Genomic DNA, 15,771 nt, shown 5'->3' on the forward strand with positions numbered 1-15,771 from the left:
AGAAATTGTGAGCCATTTGTAATACAAAGCATTGAAATAAAAGACTTCGACATGACGATCGTCAAGGACGAAACCGCCACATATGATCAAATGGCGATTGTTGAGAAGTACGAACAGGTGATCAACTACTGCTACCCGATTTTCCAGAACATCCCGCGCAAGCACGGGGTGGCGCGCGACATGATGCTGCGCACGCTGTTCGGGCAGATTGAGCTGTTCGTGCTCGCGGGAAAATCCGGTCAAGTCTCCCGCCTCTATTCCGCGGACGCCAACTTGGGCGTGCTGCGTTACTGGCTACACTTTGCGGCCGAAAACAGCCGCAGGCTCATCACCACCAACCAGCACCGGACGGCTCAAGCCCTGGTGGCCGAGGTGGGGGCGATGCTTGGGGCGTGGATCAAGTCCACGAAGGGTAGGGGGTGACCGGGGCCAATGTGCCACGGGCTCTTTGGCGGCAACTGGAACAACGCGGGCAACTCCGGTTCGCGCGCGTCCAACTGGAACAACTATCCATGGAACTCCAACGTCAACATCGGGGCCCGGGGCCGCTGTGACGACCCGTTTTCCGCTCCACGCTGGTCAAGGCCGCGTGGGCCGACCATAGTCAATGAAGGTGGTCAGCCTGGTTATCCCGCTTCGGCGAATACATCGAGAGGTCCGGTACAGCGGGGAGTAGACCCTCGAAACCCGCGACCGGCTTGCGCCGTCCGCTGATGGGCCGCAAGTATCGTCACCTCATGGAGAAGATCGTTTCCGACGCCAACATGCGCGAAGCCTACCGGCGGACGCTGAAAGGTCACCGGCACACCTACGGCTACCTTCAATTCAAGGAATACGCCGATGTCAATTTGAAAGAGTTGGCCGACGATGTTGCCGCTGGCACCTACCGCCCCGGCCCGGTGCGCCAGTTTATGGTGTACGAGCCCAAGCCGCGCCCGATCGCGGCGCTGGGATTCCGGGACCGGGTTGCCCAGCACGCACTTTGCAACGTCATCGGCCCCATCTTTGAAAAGGTCCTGTTGCCGCGCACCTACGCCTGCCGCGTGGGCAGGGGCACCCATGGGGGCGTAAAGAACCTGCAAGCGACCCTGCGCCGGCTGGGGACGCCGTGTTACGCGTTGAAGACCGATTTCTCGAAGTACTTTGCCTCGATAGACAGGGCCGTTCTGCATCGGCTCATCCGCCGCAAGATAAGCTGCCAGCGTACCTTGCGGATGATCGAGGCCATCACTCCGGACACCGGCTGCGGCGTCCCTATCGGCAGCCTCACCAGCCAGCTGTGGGCAAATGTTTATGGCAATGAAGTGGATCGATACCTGCAATGCCACCTGCGCGAAAAGCACTGGTTCCGCTACATGGATGACGTGGTGGTGCTGGGCGCCGACCCTGCGCACTTGAGGCATGTGAAGGAAGAGATTGAGTGGTTTGCCCGCGACCGACTGCACCTGCGGCTAAGCAAATGGAGCGTGGCCAGTGTTTCGCGCGGCGTCAACTTTCTCGGATTTCGGGTGTGGGCCTCTCACAAGCTGCTGCGCAAGCAAAGCGTGGTAAGGGCGCGCAGGCGCCTGCTACGCTTCAGGCAACGCGGCCAGAGCGCCGAGAAGTTCTTGGCGGCATGGATGGGCCATTTGAGCTGGGCCGACAGCTTCAACCTCAAATGCCGCCTGCTGCTGGCCTCCCGCCAGGTGGAATCGTCTCATTATACGAAGCCACCCATACCATTCGCCGTTTTGGAGCGGCAACTAGCGCTTCCGGATTTCAGCTGGTGGCGCGAAAGCATGGCGGATGTACCTAGCGCTCGTCGCCGGGGTGATCCCAGCGATACGGCGTGATTTCCTGCCGTTCGGTCAGCTTCACCAGCCGCACCGGCGGGCGATAGCGCCGCGTGCTGCAGGCCCGGCAGCGAAGTGAGGCTTCGAGTTTCCAGATGGGGGTGTCACGCGGGCGGCGGATGGCGTCGAGGGGAAGGCTGGCGCGCGTTTCGCACCGCAGGCATTTCACCTCAAGCCAGCCCATTCCGCCGTTCAGGCACTGAGCGATGGTGGGCGATGGCTGGGCCGGGCCGCCATAACCCTCCATGCGGATTGACCACGCGGCGGCTTCCGCCTGGTCGGCATCACGCACGGCTTGCGTTGCGCGTTCACGCGCGGCCTGGGCGCGCATCTGCGCGCCGCGGATGCGGCTGCCGAAAATGACCTCTCTGGATTTCGTGCCCACGGCCGCAATACAGCGGGCGAATCGGCCCGCGGCAATGCCACTAGGAATAGATACGTAGCGCAGGGGAGCCGCCCACGGGTCGTGTCAACCCGATCAAGCCTCTTTCTAGGGTTCAAACTCGTAGGTGCTCGTGCGCCTGTGGGCCTTCCAGGGGACACCCAGCCGCTGGTCTCTCGAAGCCTCAATGAGGGCTGCTTCCGCCTGGCTGTATGAGCACCTCAACAGCTCGATGCCGGTTTGTAGCAGGCCGTTTTTCCAATAGTCGGCGGCAACCCGGTGAGGTGCAAGCAACGCACGCGCCGCTTCCTCGACGGCGCCTGCCCGCCGAACGTGGACGCAGTACAAGATTTCCCAGTCGCGGGCGCCGCCATACCGTTCGCTCCTGATCTGGTTTTCCCGCTGGTTGGTGTCGCGGCAGTTGCCGATTTTGATGAGCTGGGCAGAGGCTGAGCCTGCGATATAGACGTACCTGTCCTCGGCGTAGTGTGCCTGGTAGCCCAATTTGCTGGTGTCGCATTGGACGCAATGTCCACGGCGTGACCGTAGACGATGCCCGGCCACTCTACACGGACTACCAAGAGCCACGGTTTTACCCGCCTCATCGATTTGTCTAAACCAAAGCTGCTGAGGTAGGCCCCTCACATCCATTACATCTTCAGGTCCCAACCCTTGGCTGGCGAGGAAGGTTCGTTCGGAGTCGGTCAGCAAGTGGCCCATCGCCATCGATCGTGATTATCGGCGTTGCGTAAACGCTAATACCCGCTCGCAGAAATGCGTAAGCTCTTGATCGTTGATAGCCTCGGTCTCCCAGGCAGCATTGGTATCGTGGTGAAACTTGTTGGCATAATCGAGCAGGGAGCGAAGTTCGGCCGCGTCTGCAGCAGACAAAATCTGGTCAGCCCGGCCGACTCGCTGAGCGCAGAGGTTATGAAAAGGGCCTAACAGCATGCCGGGAGTGAAGTTGGCTGGATACGCAACCCGCATATAGACCTCAAGGATGGGCCGTAGGGCAGCTGCAACAGAGCGTTCGCGTGCCGGATCAGCAGAAAGCAAATGCGCTCTTACCAGTTCATGGCGCCGGTCATGCTCTGTGATGCAATCTTGGTTGACGTCCCAGAGGGTCAGGGTCGACCCCGAGCCGTCCCGCGCGATCCTCATTGCGCACCGTGTCGTGCGGTCGGCGCCCTCCCACAGGGCGCAAAGAAACGGCTTCGAGTGGGAAAGCACGATCATCTGAGAAACACGGTCACTCAAGCGGCGCATCTCCTGCACCGTCGTCAAAGAACGGTGCTCGTCGAGGCTGGTCATGGGATCGTCGATGACGACGATCTTGTCCGCCAGTTGCGCCTCCTGGTCTAGCGAGGCAAAGAAAAACGCCAATGCCAGCGTATTCCGGTCGCCTGCGCTCATAGTGTTGCGGAAGCAGGGGCCGGTGTCTGCCGTCAGAGCAACGGCGACGTTATTGATCAACACATTATACGTGGCCGATGAGCCGCCGCGATTGTTAACCGAAGTCACGGCGCCAAGACGAAAACCCGCGTTGAAGCGCTGTAGGTAGACATTGATCGCCGCTTCGTAAGCCGGAAAGATAGTCTGACGATATCGGTCTAATTGGGAGCGAGCTGCAACGCGAAGGCGTTCTGTGGCAGCCTTCGCTGTCTTCTCTGCAAGGTAATCGTCGCAGAGGGCCGCGGTTGCTGGCTCGTGGCGGGCCTTAGCTGTGTTTAACCGTGCCAGGTCTGCGACAAGGGTGGCAACATTTGCGACAGCAGCCTGTTCTTTGACGACGGCGAGCGGCTGGTTGCAGGCTTGCAGAGCCGTAGAGAGGCGCTCAACGAGCGTCCGTTGGGTGTCGTACTCCTCAATTGCCGCCAGAACGTCCGCAGGGAGCTGGGCCGTTTCGAGAGGAGAGGCAGCTTTGGCGCGAAGGACAGTCAGCACAGCCTCACGAGCGGCCGTCCAGGTTCGGGCAATTTCCGCTGTATCAAGATCAATCTCCGGCACATCCGTGAACTCTGACCAGAATTCCCGATTTTGCACGGCTACACGGACCGCTCTTTCGAAGGCTGCAGGAATATCGCCTCCGTGAGCCGCATGTATGCCTCGACCGGCGGCGGTGATTGCCGCCTTCAAAGCTTCGTACTCTTCGCTGAAATAGGCCTGATAGTGCCGAATCAGCTGAGAGCCACGCAAGTCCTGCTCGCAGAAGGGGCAAACCTCGTTAGCTCGTCCGTCGGAGGCCCTTGAAATGCGCGGCATGCCATTGGCAACCCAGTCTTCACCACCCTCGCCCAAACGACGCAGATGCTCCTTTACGCGTGCGGCAGCGGCTGCCTCCAGATCAGCCAAATCTCGTCCTAATACGGTGTTTAGGGCGGCAGTGTCGAACGAGGGCAGCGAGAGTTTAGTGAAAAGCGGCCTTTGCCTAATCGTGTCGCTTGATCTCGCCGCGGCGAGATTTCGCTCGGCCTCCTGAATCTTTTGGTCGACATTGGCGTCTGCGGCCAATGCACAGAATGCATCGACCGTTAGTGCTCCACGAACAGCGGCCGGAATGGCCTCCTGCTTGAGGCGCAGTTGTCGGTTATGCTCCTCAATAGCCGCAACATGTCTCTGTAGTGCCGTGTTGAGAGCAACTCCCTGCGCCCCCAGAATCAGCTCATGAAGGTTTTGGCGATGCGCCGCCTCAATCTCAATCCCAGAACATACGTTCGCCGCAACAAACGCATCATCAAAGACGGCAATGCTTGGAAGCGGCGCTGGCCATGCACCCTGCTGGAAAACAGTCGGCGCTCCATTTATCGTCAGCACGACGTGTGGCGGATGTTGCGCTCCCAGGCGCTGCCGTTCATTAATGAGTTGAGCTGCGCCCTCACTTAGCGAACGAAGAATAGCTGCAATCGTGGTCTTACCGCGCCCATTCTCAGCATAGATAAATGTTTGCTTGGAGAGTGGGATCTGAGCGCCGGAGTTTACGGAGTCGAACTGCCCCACGTTTCTCAGCAGCGATATGCGTTCCAACATAAATCGTCCCCAAATCCTTCATCAAATGGCGGGGGAGTGCATCCAGATTCCCCGGGTTTTAATATCGCCGATATGAAGCAAGTGCGCTATGGCAAAATCGATCTAGACGAGTGCGAGCTTCGAGTTGAGCTGCGCCGATGCCCTGGTAGTCGAGCGTGCCCTGTGGCGGCCGGGCTCTAGCCCGGTCTGCACCGGGTTGGAGCTTGCCGTCTTGCCCATCCAGTAATGATCCCTCACGCAGGGCAAACAGGACGCCCAACCGGCCCCGGTACCTGGTACATCTTGAGCATAAACGCCGTGACCCCGCGCGTGGCCCGCAAATATCGATGCTACTGAGCAGGCCGAATTTGTGCTAAGTGCCGCTCTATGATTGACGACATTCCCTCGGACCGACTGGAACAGGTCCAGATGATGGAGAACCTGCTGATTGCGCGGGCGACGGGCGATCTGACTGCCAGCAGCCGTCACTATTTTTCTCTCCGCAACCTGGTGCTGGACGACCCCGAGCTTTCGCGACTCGCGCCTCCCTTTGTGAGAACATGCCGGACGCTGGATGTCTTTTGGCCCTTCATCAAGGAAAAGGCAGGCTCATACGCGGAGAGACGGGGGTTCATCGGCGAAGCGTTCGCACCCTTATATGACCATCTGGAACGGCGCACGCGCGCGCCCGGCGACACTGTCGTTTCGGACGCGCTGGCGTCGTTTGATGCGGAGGGTGTGCATGTGGTGTGGGAGAAGGCGTTGAGTCGCCGCAACGCGGATCCCGAAGGGGCAATCACAATAGCCCGGACGTTGCTGGAAACCGTCTGCAAGCGAATTCTGGATGACCTGGGTGAGTCCTATTCGGAGAAGGACGACCTACCGGCGCTTTACATCAGCGTGGCCAAGCAGCTCAATCTGGCGCCCGACCAGCATACGGAACAGCCGATCAAGGCGATCCTCGGCAGCGCGATGAATCTGGTGAACGGCCTTGGCACCCTGCGCAACCGCCTGAGCGATTCTCACGGCCGGGGCGGAAAGCCGGTGCGGCCTTCAGCGCGCCATGCCAAGCTCGCCGTCAATACCTCTGGCGCCCTCGCGACGTTTCTCGTCGAAACCCATCTTGAGCGCGGCCAGGGCAAGTGATGCTGCCAGGAGGCGTTGATTGAGGAAGCCGCGCAGAGACGTCCGTCTCGATGACATCATTACTGGCCAAATCCTTGGCGCCGATTCGGAGGTGTTGGCTCTTGTCCTGAAAATCCATCTTGCTTTGGAAGCCATTCTGCTTGAGATGATGAAGATGTACCGGTCCGACGATGGAATCTACAGGCTTTCGTTCCCGCATAAGACCGATGAATTGCAGCGACGCGGCTATATCTTGGTTATCGACAAGTCAGCGCTTGATCGGTTTAATGAATTTCGAAACGACTTCGCCCATATATTTGGGCACGAAGTAGTTCTTTCAGATGCAATGGCTCTCGCTCGCGATCTTGAATCGAGTGGAATCGATTTCTCTGACTCGGTTGGCCGCTACACCGACGATGAGGCCACCGAATACTACGGTGGACTGTTTGGCGTTCTAGAAGAAGTGGGATGGTGCATTCTCTCCCATGCCGCATTTGTGTTATCCGAACGTGGCGGCCGTGATCTCTTTTCGACCATCGAGAAGCCTGTCTAGGTTGGTGCGCAAGTCACAAATTGCGCACCAGAAATAAGCAGCCGTGCTAATTGCGCTTTTCCGGTGCGCAAGTCTGGTGCATAATTACCAGCGTGAAGATTGGGTATGCCCGCGTGTCGACAGACGGCCAGAGTGTAGCCGCTCAGGTCGCGGAGCTGGAGCAGGCGGGCTGCGACGAAGTCTTCCAGGAGACGGCGAGCGGCGCCAAGACGGACCGCAATCAGCTTCGCAAGGCGCTCGACAGGCTCTCGGCAGGCGACGTGCTCACGGTGACCCGGCTTGACCGGCTGGCCCGCTCCACCCGCGACCTTCTGAATATCCTCGACACCATCGGCAAAGCTGGAGCGGCGTTCAGGTCGTTGCACGACGCCTGGGCCGACACCACCACGCCCCACGGTCGTCTGATGCTGACTATCCTGGGAGGGCTGGCCGAGTTCGAGCGCGAACTGATTCGCGCCAGGACGAGCGAGGGTCGCCAGCGGGCGAAGGCGAGGGGGGTGAAGCTAGGCAGGGCTTTCAAACTCACCCTTGAGCAGCGCCGCCAAGCACTGGCTCGTCTGGAGGCGGGGGAGCAGCAGCGGGAAATCGCGCGCACCTTCAACGTCGCACACACGACGATAGGCAGGCTCAACCGAAATCGCTGACTTCCTGCCAGTTACCTACCAGAATTTTACCTGCTTATACATTTCCCCGAACCAGGCCCACTTGGCGGTGAGAAAAGCCAGGAACCCTGTCTGCTCAAGAGTGAACCAGAGAAGGACTACCACAGCAAAGGAAAGCGGGATGCTGACCCATTTGCTTCCTGTGAGTCCCGCCCAGAGCAGGCGCCAGAACTGCTTGAAATAGAATTCATCGTCGAACGATGGGATGTTCATAAAACTGGGCGAGAAGTCCGCATAGGAAGCGTTTTCGAGGTCCTTCAGATAGCTCGTGCGCTCGGTATTTTCCTCGTGCTTGTGGAATTCCGAGACATCGGAATGCGCGAAGAAGGCTATCCGGAAGAATTTATCGCCAACCCGGATTGCTCGAGGCCTGTCGGAGAAATTGATGAGGGCCGTGCTGATCGGCCCTTTGAAGAAGGGATCGATGATGCCGACGTTCAGGGCAAGAATGCCCTGCTTTGTAAATGTCGTGCGCAGGGTGGCGAACCCCGTGACGTCGGCCGGCATGTTGAACTCCTCCTTCGAGAGCACCCACACCATTTCCCGCGGTTCAAGGAAGTATGGCGACACCTGAGGATCCTTGCGCCTGGCCCGAATCGCCTTCTTGCCTATAGGCACGATTTCCCCGACGGTGAGGTCGTAGGTGCTGTTCTTCAGGTTAGCGACCGAACCGCCCGTGAGGAGTCCGCGATCGAGGACTTCCTTGCCAACAATCATTGAGAGCCTGCCGTTAGATGACCTCAAACGAAACCACAACCTCTCGCGAGAGATGGGACCGGCGATTTTTTGAACTTTGTCAACTGGTTGCATCTTGGAGCGAGGATCGAAGCAGAAAGGTGGGTGCCGTCATCGTTGGTCCGGCCAACGACATCCGCGCAATCGGTTTCAACGGACTGCCCAGACGCGTCAGCGGTGCACCGGAGGATCGGCATTCGAGGCAGGACGGAGAGAAATACTACTGGTTCGAGCATGCCGAACGGAATGCAATCTACAACGCCGCCCGCTCGGGAACCAGCACTGAGGGCTGCCGTATGTACACGAATCTTTTCCCCTGTTCCGATTGCACGCGCGGCATCATCCAGAGTGGCATTGTCGAACTGAACAGCTTTGGGGCCCCGGAAGGGGACGAGGTCTTCAAGCGCAGCTTCGAGGTCGCCACGATCATGCTGGGAGAGGCTGGCGTAGAGGTGCGGCTCTTCCCGGTGGACTTCGTAGCCGGTGGCCCCGACTGACAGGCGGCTGCAGCGGAGCACCTGCGAAAGTATGCCTCATTTGTCCGCAGGTTGATTGCTGAGGGGGACGACGAGTGCCAGGGTGTCAAAAATTGACCCAGCACCGATTCGGCATCATGACCCTAAAGACAAAGAAAAAGCCTTCAGAATTCAAGCGGCTGCGAGAACTGGCCGGCCTCACCGTTCCGGAAGCTTCAGACCTCCTCAAGGTGGCCATCGGGACCGTGTACCGGTACGAGCGGGGGGAGACGCGTCCTTCCAGGCTTGCGCGCGATCTCCTCCGCCAGGCAGCCGAGCAGCGTGTGCAGAAGGAAGAAGAGCAGTCTGGCTTCCGGTTCATTGACCTCTTCGCCGGAATAGGGGGGCTGCGGCTTGGCTTCCAGTCGATTGGCGGCCGATGCGTATTCACGTCCGAGTGGGACAAGAAGTGCCAGGAGACCTATGCACTCAATTTCCCCGATAATCACACGGTCGCAGGGGACATCCGGGAGTTTTCCGCGCGTCCGGAACTCGTCCCTGAACACGATGTCCTTCTGGCCGGTTTTCCCTGCCAGCCCTTCTCAATAGCCGGCGTCTCCAAGAAAAATGCCCTGGGAAGGCCCCACGGCTTCCTCTGCGACACCCAGGGGACGCTGTTCTTCGATACAGCGCAGATCATCGCGCATCACCGGCCGGCAGCGTTCGTCCTTGAAAACGTCAAGAACCTGGAGCGGCACGATCAGGGACGTACCTTTGCAACGATCATCAACGTTCTGCGCGAAGAGCTGGGCTATCACGTCCAGTACAGGGTAATCAGTTCCGAGCCTTGGGTGCCTCAGAAGCGGGAGCGAATATTCATTGTAGGTTTTCGCGATCCCACCGGGTTCGATATCAACGCTCTCAAGGTGCCCGGCCCGGGAAAAGGGCCGAAGCTCGGCAGCATCCTGCAGGACCCCGACGAAGTTGACCCTAAATATACGCTGACACCGCATCTGTGGAAGTATCTGCAGGACTACAAGGCCAAGCACAATGCTGCCGGCAACGGCTTCGGCTACAGCCTGTTCGGTCCGGACGATGTAACGCGCACGCTATCTGCGCGTTACTACAAGGACGGGTCGGAGATACTTGTTGCGCAGCCAGGCAACCGCCCGAGACGTCTGACGCCAACGGAATGCGCACGCCTTATGGGCTTTGAAACGAAGAAGCGGAAGTTCCGGATTGGAGTATCAGATACGCAGGCATACAAGCAGTTCGGCAACGCCGTCGTCGTCCCTGTGGTTGAATTCGTTGCAAAAGCCATGAAGCCTCACCTGGAAGCGGCCCTCGCAAAGACCGTCCCGGTCCAGATGGCCGATCGGCGGCAAATCACAAGGCCGGACAGGCAGGCCGCAGTTGCTCATGGCTGACATCGTTGCACCCGAAGTCCGCAGCCGGATGATGGCCGGCATCCGGGGCGTCGACACGAAGCCCGAGCTGCTGCTCCGCAAGGCGCTTCATGCCAAGGGGCTGCGCTACCGCATTCATGACCGGAAACTCCCCGGAAAGCCGGATATGGTTTTTCCCGGTCTGCGGGCGGTTATCTTCGCGAACGGCTGCTTCTGGCACGGGCACGACTGCCACCTTTTCAAATGGCCTTCGACAAGGCCGGAATTCTGGCAGACGAAGATTTCCCGAAATCGAGAGAATGACCAGCGCACCCGCAAGGCGCTGGCTGACGCCGGTTGGCGCCACGCGACGGTCTGGGAATGCGCTCTGAAGGGCAGGTCACGGCTGCCGCTGACGGAGGTGGTCGACCGATGCGCCTCATGGCTGCGCTCCGAATCCCCTTTGCTTGAAATACGGGGCGGGTAATGAGCTTCCGGCGGGGGATGTTATCGGACTACTTTGAAGGCGTGGCCGTCAAACGGCTGTCGGTAGTGGAGACGACACCGACCAAGAGTAACCAGCACGAATTCAATGGATCGCGTCCCCTGCGTCACCTTCTGGGCGAGAGTGACCGCCTCGGCATTCCTGCCCGGTTCATCTGGCTCGGTGACGAGCAGGAGGGAATTACCGACGATACGACTGTCAGCTGGTACGATTCGAGGAAGGCGCAGGCGCATCGTTCGGCCGAATTCCGGCTTTACTATCCCGGCAATGCCGTCACGGAGCTTATGAAGGCGGGCGATACATTCTTTTTCGCCATGCGCCGGGACGGCAGCGCCATGCTGATAGTGACGCCGGCCGAGAGCACGATCCAGAACCAGTTGCTCTGGCTTTTCGGCCTTGAGGAGCAGCCCGAATTTCAGTTCACCTTCCGTGAAATCACCGGGACCGACTCCGGCCGGCTCGATTTTGCCGCCCGTTACATTCTTGACGAACTGGGCATCGAGCCTGAAGAGCCGGAAACAGATTTTCTTGACCCGCTGATCGTAAGATTCGGAACCAAGTTTCCGAAGACCAAGGAATTCTCTGCCTTTGCTCGCGAAACGCTAAGGGACGTTTCCGCGCGCGACAATCCGGATGCTGTCCTGTTCGCCTGGATGGAGCGTGAGGAACTGCTCTTCCGTCGTCTTGAACGCCATATCGTCGCAGATCGTATCGCAGCCGGATTTGCCGGGGACGGCAGCGGAGCTGACGTGGATGGATTCCTGTCATTTTCGCTTAGCGTCCAGCAGCGGCGCAAGTCGCGCGTTGGCCACGCGCTTGAAAACCATCTGGAGGCGCTGTTTTCCGCCCACGATCTGCGCTATGCGCGCGGGGCCGAGACAGAAAATCACAACAAGCCGGACTTCCTGTTTCCTGGACAGGACGAGTATCGCGATCCCGCATTTCCGGCAGCACGGCTGACGATGCTTGGCGCGAAATCAACATGCAAGGACCGCTGGCGACAGGTTCTTTCGGAAGCGCAGCGGATTACCGAAAAACACCTGCTCACGCTTGAGCCGGGCATATCCGAAAATCAGACAAGTGAAATGCGCGCAAAGTCCCTCCAGCTGGTCCTGCCGGCGTGCCTTCACCAGACCTATCGCGAGAGCCAGCGCTCATGGCTGTTCTCGGTGAGTGACTTTCTCCGCGTCGTAAAGGAACGTCAGGTGCGCTGACCAGACTCCCCTCCCGGTAGCGAATCGCGTAATTCGCCACCGGGGGACGAATATGAAGTGCTTGCATCCATTTTGCCCGACGGGAAACGGGGCCTCATCGTGGGACGAGGTAGTCGCGTCTGATGCGCTGAGAGCGCGCCCGGCCGACAGGGGCCCGTTGCTGACAGCGCTGAAGGCCAACTTCGGCGCACCCGCACCTGTACCTGTCCATCTTCCCGTGCCAACGCACGTGGCAGCCCTGATGACGCGCCTGCTCTACCTCTGTCCGTGTCTGTTCAATCAGCTGGACATTCAGGCCACGCCCGAAGCGACAATCCATTTCTGTGAGCTGACAATCGGCAAGCTGGTGTCAGCGAATGTGGAGAAGGCTTTCGATGCCCAGTACCCCGGTCGCGCCGGCTTTGCCATTCCCCCGGCCAAGCCCTGCACGAACGCCGGCACCATTATGGAGCTTCTTTGCAGCGAGGTGCTCGCGAACGAGGGCATTCCGCGCATGCAGCTCGACGGGGACAAGTGGCCGGCATGGACCGTCCCCGGCCATATGCTGCTGAACGTCGGCAAGATGAAGGAGTTACAGGCTCTGGGCGACATTCTCATTCCCTGCGCCCCTACAAACCTGCTCATCTCCGTCAAGACACAGGCCGCCCGTGAGCGCCTGCTCTATTCTGCCAACTCAATCGAGGGTATTGGTTTCGGCTTTTTCAATGAGCCAGATGAGTTCTGGACCACAAGCCGGATGCGCCTTTTCAAGCGCATGGGATTCAGCGCGATCTACTTGCCGGTGGCGACGCATCAGGCAATCATGAACAAGATCGCCGCAGAGGGACGCGAAAGTTACGCCGTCAATTTGAACGGCACGCCCCTCTACAGGCCGATGACAGAATTCGGCTCGGACATGAAACGCGTTGCAGGACGTTCCAGTTTCGATCTCTGAAAATTGAAGCACGCAGGTAATAAAAGGCCTCGCATCCAATCGAGGCCTTCCCGGCGCCACATCCATAGGCGCCAACTTTGAAACTACCTCACCTTCCGCGCGACGCCAAGCGGCCAGGCCCGTCTCAAGTATCAAGAGAAATGGACCGAGCCTTGGCCGAGCGCTTGCGCGCCCGGCCAGCGGCCCGGCCCACCTTGAAAATGTAAATCAATGAAAGATAAGGCCATGAACATCCAAACATGGCAGCCCGCACCGACCGACACCGCCGCCATCCTGCTTGGGGACTGCATCGAGCGCCTGCGAGCCCTTCCCAGCGGCACAGTCGATTTTGTCCTCACGGACCCCCCTTATTGTGTTCGCTATCGCTCACGCGAGGGGCAGACCATCGCCAACGACGACAGGCTTGATTGGGTTTTCCCCGCGTTCGCCGAAGTCTACCGGGTCCTCAAGCCCGGCGCCTTCTGCTTCAGCTTCTACGGGTGGAACGCGGCCGACAAATTTCTCACGGTCTGGAAGGCGCTCGGCTTTCGGGTCGTCGGCCACGTTGTTTTCGTCAAACGCTATGCCTCATCGAGGACCTTTCTGGAGCACCGACACGAGCAGGGCTATTTGCTGGCGAAGGGTGCCGTTGCGTTGCCGGACAAACCCCTGCCGGACGTGCTGAGGTGGTCGTACACGCGTAACGCGTTGCACCCGACGCAAAAGCCTGTCTTCCCGCTGGTTGAGCTTATCGACGCTTTCTGCCCACCTGGCGGCCTGGTGCTTGACCCGTTCTGCGGCTCCGGTTCGACGCTGGTGGCCGCCAAGCAGACCGGCCGCCCCTGTATCGGCATTGAGCTTGACGCAAAGCACCATGAAACGGCCACCAAGAGGCTGGCAGCAGCATGAGCTTCTACCTTCTTCGCCTGCTCCGCTTTTCCGGCGACACCGCCGCCACTCTGGCCCTCGTCGCCTTGCAACACCTGTTGCGACTACTTCGGGCAACCGGCTTGCCGGGAATATGGACACGGCTCAAATTTGCTGTGGTGTTTCTTAGTATCAAGGAAAATGGTGTCTCGGCCATTGCGCGCGGCGCGCTTCGCGCGCCGTGCTCACGGCCTCGCCACCTCACGCGAAACCTCCCAGATCGACGCCTGGAGCGATTTGGGTCTGCATGTAGCGCCTAACGCCGGCAGCAGGGTCATAATAGATATAACGGCCTCTACGGAGCCCCGTGGGCTCCACAGGCAGGTCGTCCAGGTCGTCGAGGACCGATGCCGCCAATTGCTTGCTGCCGACACGCAGGCAAATCCGGCAATTCAAGTTGGTGCGCAGCGCCGAATCCATGGCGTCCGTGGTTGGCTTCTGCAGGGCGCAAATCAGAACAATTCCGAGCGATCGAGCACGTCGCGCGATGCGAACGAGATTTCGAGCCAGCCCCTTTACCGTGGCCTTCTCTTCGCGAGTTTCGGCAGAGTCGATATCGCTTTGGATCTCCGCATACTCGTCGATCACGATGAAGATTCGCCCACCCGGCCAGTTTTGCTGGCCTCTTTGCCGCATCTCTTCCTGTCGATCGTTCATAATCGTCACCAACTCGTCGACGACTCGGATGACCTCTGCAAACTCCCACACCACCATCACCTTTGCGGCAGTTCGATAACGGTTGAATTCGACGCCACCCTTTAGATCGATCAAGATCAGGCCGTCTACTTCGTCTGACTTCACCAACTGGGAGACAAGTTGGTGAAGAAAAACTGACTTCCCGGAGCCGGTGGCGCCTGCCACCAGCATGTGCTGTATCCGGCTTACGGGCAGGATGAGTTCGGTGCCGTCGATTGCATCAGAGCCGAACACGATGCCCTGCGTACTGCCGACGAGGGGGATTGGTCGCTGCAGGGAAGCCTGGCGTGCAGCCTTTTGCGCTTCCTCAGTGCGCCGCTTCTGGACGTAACGCCTTTCTTCTTCGACCCTCTCTTTCGCCAAGCGAAGGAACTCTGCTCGCGAAGCCCGCCGCTTTTCCATGACGGTCTCATCGCCTGGCGAGACCCTGTAGTCGTCGTACAAGAAGGCAGACTTCATCGCTGCGTCCCAGCGCTTCATTTGGGCGTCATTGCCTTCACGAATTTCGCTGATAGTGTGGTTGGCGTCAGCCGTAACGTCATCCTCCCAGTGTCGATCGACCGCGAAGGCATGTGCTTGTTCCCCCTCGACCTGGCTGTAGTCGCAGAGTGCCTCGCCGCGATAGTGAGCCAGGGCGATCTCTTGTTGCCGGCAAGCGTACATCTTGAACTCAGCCTGCCAATAGCTCCCGAAGTTTTTCCGAAATTCCTGTCGCTCGCGCTCGATTAGGTCGTCACGCGACAGGCGGACCTGCGCCCCTGATTGTCGGGGTGAGGATTGAGATAAGAGCGCCGAAATGAAACCGCGGCCGAACATGAATCCCTCCGCCAAATGGAAAGAGCCGCACGTGTGCGGCTCAAGCTGATCCCTAAACTGCTCTGCAGGCGGCGCTCGTCCGCTCTCTCAGCCACACGCTGATGCTCGCCACGTCCAGAAGGCATTGCCGCATGTAGACCACGCGATAGGCCGGATTGATGGGAGCGACCAGCAAGACGCGGTCTGCCAACGGCCTGCCTTGCTGCTCGTAGAACGCCATCACCTGCCTTCGATCGAGGCCTTTCCAATCGATCTGGCTGTATCGCCTGCGCAGTGACCGGACTTCCCGTTGCATATCGCCCTCACGAGTCGCAGGCACCGCAACGCGCGCGCCGATACTCCTCATAGTCGGCGATACAGGCCCGTTGCCATGCCTCGCGGTGCCGAGGGTCAACCGGAGCAATTAAAAGCGCTCTCTCACCCAGCGGGCGGCCCGTGCGGTCGTAGAATGCAATAACGGCCCCGATATCGATCGCCTGCCAGTCGATCCTTTCAAACTTGCTGATGGTGTTCTCTTCGTTCATCGTTCGCCTCCAAGCGGGGTCCGAGGCCGCGCACCATTGCG

The 15,771-nt window shown here is 59.3% G+C and carries 17 protein-coding genes; 11 read left to right on the forward strand and 6 right to left on the reverse strand.

All coding sequences use genetic code 11. The features are described from left to right. Positions 1-51 precede the first annotated feature (51 nt). On the forward strand, positions 52-423 hold the full coding sequence (gene avd, locus M9H71_RS06730; protein WP_455404290.1) for a diversity-generating retroelement protein Avd: 372 nt from the start codon (positions 52-54) through the stop codon (positions 421-423). 314 nt (positions 424-737) lie between these two features. Then, positions 738-1,832: a reverse transcriptase domain-containing protein gene (locus tag M9H71_RS06735; protein WP_455404291.1), complete on the forward strand. Its 1,095-nt coding sequence runs from the start codon at positions 738-740 to the stop codon at positions 1,830-1,832. Here the strand turns inward: M9H71_RS06735 and M9H71_RS06740 are convergent. From M9H71_RS06740 to M9H71_RS06750, 3 genes are all read right to left on the reverse strand, one after another. Next, positions 1,792-2,217 carry a hypothetical protein gene (locus M9H71_RS06740; protein WP_455404292.1) on the reverse strand — a complete coding sequence of 142 codons (426 nt, stop codon included), beginning with the start codon at positions 2,215-2,217 and terminating at the stop codon, positions 1,792-1,794. The two genes, M9H71_RS06735 and M9H71_RS06740, sit on opposite strands and share 41 nt — an antisense overlap. Before the next feature lie 105 nt (positions 2,218-2,322). Beyond that, positions 2,323-2,718, reverse strand: a complete 396-nt coding sequence (locus tag M9H71_RS06745) for a GIY-YIG nuclease family protein (protein ID WP_455404293.1) — start codon at positions 2,716-2,718, stop codon at positions 2,323-2,325. 231 nt (positions 2,719-2,949) lie between these two features. Further along, positions 2,950-5,241 carry an AAA family ATPase gene (locus tag M9H71_RS06750; protein WP_455404294.1) on the reverse strand — a complete coding sequence of 764 codons (2,292 nt, stop codon included), beginning with the start codon at positions 5,239-5,241 and terminating at the stop codon, positions 2,950-2,952. 366 nt (positions 5,242-5,607) lie between these two features. Here M9H71_RS06750 and M9H71_RS06755 point away from each other — a divergent pair, with 366 nt between their 5' ends. The 3 genes from M9H71_RS06755 to M9H71_RS06765 are packed head-to-tail and all read left to right on the forward strand — an operon-like array spanning position 5,608 to position 7,542. Beyond that, positions 5,608-6,366, forward strand: coding sequence for an abortive infection family protein (locus M9H71_RS06755; protein WP_455404295.1), 759 nt, complete (start codon positions 5,608-5,610; stop codon positions 6,364-6,366). Between the two features lie 19 nt (positions 6,367-6,385). After that, a complete protein-coding gene (locus tag M9H71_RS06760) occupies positions 6,386-6,898 on the forward strand; it encodes a hypothetical protein (RefSeq protein ID WP_455404296.1) in 513 nt (170 codons plus the stop codon). A 50-nt stretch (positions 6,899-6,948) separates the two neighbouring features. After that, positions 6,949-7,542 carry a recombinase family protein gene (locus tag M9H71_RS06765; protein WP_455404297.1) on the forward strand — a complete coding sequence of 198 codons (594 nt, stop codon included), beginning with the start codon at positions 6,949-6,951 and terminating at the stop codon, positions 7,540-7,542. Positions 7,543-7,557: 15 nt separating this feature from the next. Here M9H71_RS06765 and M9H71_RS06770 read toward each other — a convergent pair whose 3' ends face one another. Next, positions 7,558-8,277, reverse strand: coding sequence for a dCTP deaminase domain-containing protein (locus M9H71_RS06770; RefSeq protein ID WP_455404298.1), 720 nt, complete (start codon positions 8,275-8,277; stop codon positions 7,558-7,560). 17 nt (positions 8,278-8,294) lie between these two features. On the opposite strand from M9H71_RS06770, the gene M9H71_RS06775 reads away from it, so the two are divergent. The 6 genes from M9H71_RS06775 (at position 8,295) to M9H71_RS06800 (ending at position 13,676) form a co-directional block, all read left to right on the forward strand. Further along, on the forward strand, positions 8,295-8,792 hold the full coding sequence (locus M9H71_RS06775; protein WP_455404299.1) for a deoxycytidylate deaminase: 498 nt from the start codon (positions 8,295-8,297) through the stop codon (positions 8,790-8,792). A 116-nt stretch (positions 8,793-8,908) separates the two neighbouring features. Next, positions 8,909-10,177, forward strand: coding sequence for a DNA (cytosine-5-)-methyltransferase (dcm, locus tag M9H71_RS06780; RefSeq protein ID WP_455404300.1), 1,269 nt, complete (start codon positions 8,909-8,911; stop codon positions 10,175-10,177). Next, positions 10,170-10,622, forward strand: a complete 453-nt coding sequence (locus M9H71_RS06785; RefSeq protein WP_455404301.1) for a very short patch repair endonuclease — start codon at positions 10,170-10,172, stop codon at positions 10,620-10,622. The genes dcm and M9H71_RS06785 overlap by 8 nt, the downstream gene beginning before the upstream one ends. Beyond that, entirely contained in the window at positions 10,622-11,854 is a 1,233-nt protein-coding gene (locus M9H71_RS06790; RefSeq protein WP_455404302.1) for a type II restriction endonuclease, read from the forward strand. Before M9H71_RS06785 ends, M9H71_RS06790 begins: the two co-directional genes overlap by 1 nt. Before the next feature lie 157 nt (positions 11,855-12,011). Continuing rightward, positions 12,012-12,788 (forward strand): hypothetical protein, encoded by a 777-nt coding sequence (locus M9H71_RS06795; protein ID WP_455404303.1) that lies wholly within the window; start codon positions 12,012-12,014, stop codon positions 12,786-12,788. Positions 12,789-13,013: 225 nt separating this feature from the next. After that, positions 13,014-13,676, forward strand: coding sequence for a DNA methyltransferase (locus M9H71_RS06800; RefSeq protein WP_455404304.1), 663 nt, complete (start codon positions 13,014-13,016; stop codon positions 13,674-13,676). Between the two features lie 219 nt (positions 13,677-13,895). Here M9H71_RS06800 and M9H71_RS06805 read toward each other — a convergent pair whose 3' ends face one another. Together M9H71_RS06805 and M9H71_RS06810 are read right to left on the reverse strand one after the other, a co-directional pair. Beyond that, positions 13,896-15,206 carry an FtsK/SpoIIIE domain-containing protein gene (locus tag M9H71_RS06805; RefSeq protein WP_455404305.1) on the reverse strand — a complete coding sequence of 437 codons (1,311 nt, stop codon included), beginning with the start codon at positions 15,204-15,206 and terminating at the stop codon, positions 13,896-13,898. A 302-nt stretch (positions 15,207-15,508) separates the two neighbouring features. Next, entirely contained in the window at positions 15,509-15,730 is a 222-nt protein-coding gene (locus M9H71_RS06810; protein WP_455404306.1) for a hypothetical protein, read from the reverse strand. Positions 15,731-15,771 lie beyond the last annotated feature (41 nt).

This window comes from Rhodopseudomonas parapalustris, from assembly GCF_053772255.1.

Coding starts and splice junctions, on each gene's coding strand:
- avd (WP_455404290.1), top strand. CDS start 52: ATGACGATCGTCAAGGACGAAACCGCCACATATGATCAAATGGCGATT.
- M9H71_RS06735 (WP_455404291.1), top strand. CDS start 738: ATGGAGAAGATCGTTTCCGACGCCAACATGCGCGAAGCCTACCGGCGG.
- M9H71_RS06750 (WP_455404294.1), bottom strand. CDS start 5,241: ATGTTGGAACGCATATCGCTGCTGAGAAACGTGGGGCAGTTCGACTCC.
- M9H71_RS06755 (WP_455404295.1), top strand. CDS start 5,608: ATGATTGACGACATTCCCTCGGACCGACTGGAACAGGTCCAGATGATG.
- M9H71_RS06770 (WP_455404298.1), bottom strand. CDS start 8,277: ATGATTGTTGGCAAGGAAGTCCTCGATCGCGGACTCCTCACGGGCGGT.
- M9H71_RS06775 (WP_455404299.1), top strand. CDS start 8,295: ATGACCTCAAACGAAACCACAACCTCTCGCGAGAGATGGGACCGGCGA.
- dcm (WP_455404300.1), top strand. CDS start 8,909: ATGACCCTAAAGACAAAGAAAAAGCCTTCAGAATTCAAGCGGCTGCGA.
- M9H71_RS06785 (WP_455404301.1), top strand. CDS start 10,170: ATGGCTGACATCGTTGCACCCGAAGTCCGCAGCCGGATGATGGCCGGC.
- M9H71_RS06790 (WP_455404302.1), top strand. CDS start 10,622: ATGAGCTTCCGGCGGGGGATGTTATCGGACTACTTTGAAGGCGTGGCC.
- M9H71_RS06800 (WP_455404304.1), top strand. CDS start 13,014: ATGAACATCCAAACATGGCAGCCCGCACCGACCGACACCGCCGCCATC.
- M9H71_RS06805 (WP_455404305.1), bottom strand. CDS start 15,206: ATGTTCGGCCGCGGTTTCATTTCGGCGCTCTTATCTCAATCCTCACCC.
- M9H71_RS06810 (WP_455404306.1), bottom strand. CDS start 15,730: ATGAACGAAGAGAACACCATCAGCAAGTTTGAAAGGATCGACTGGCAG.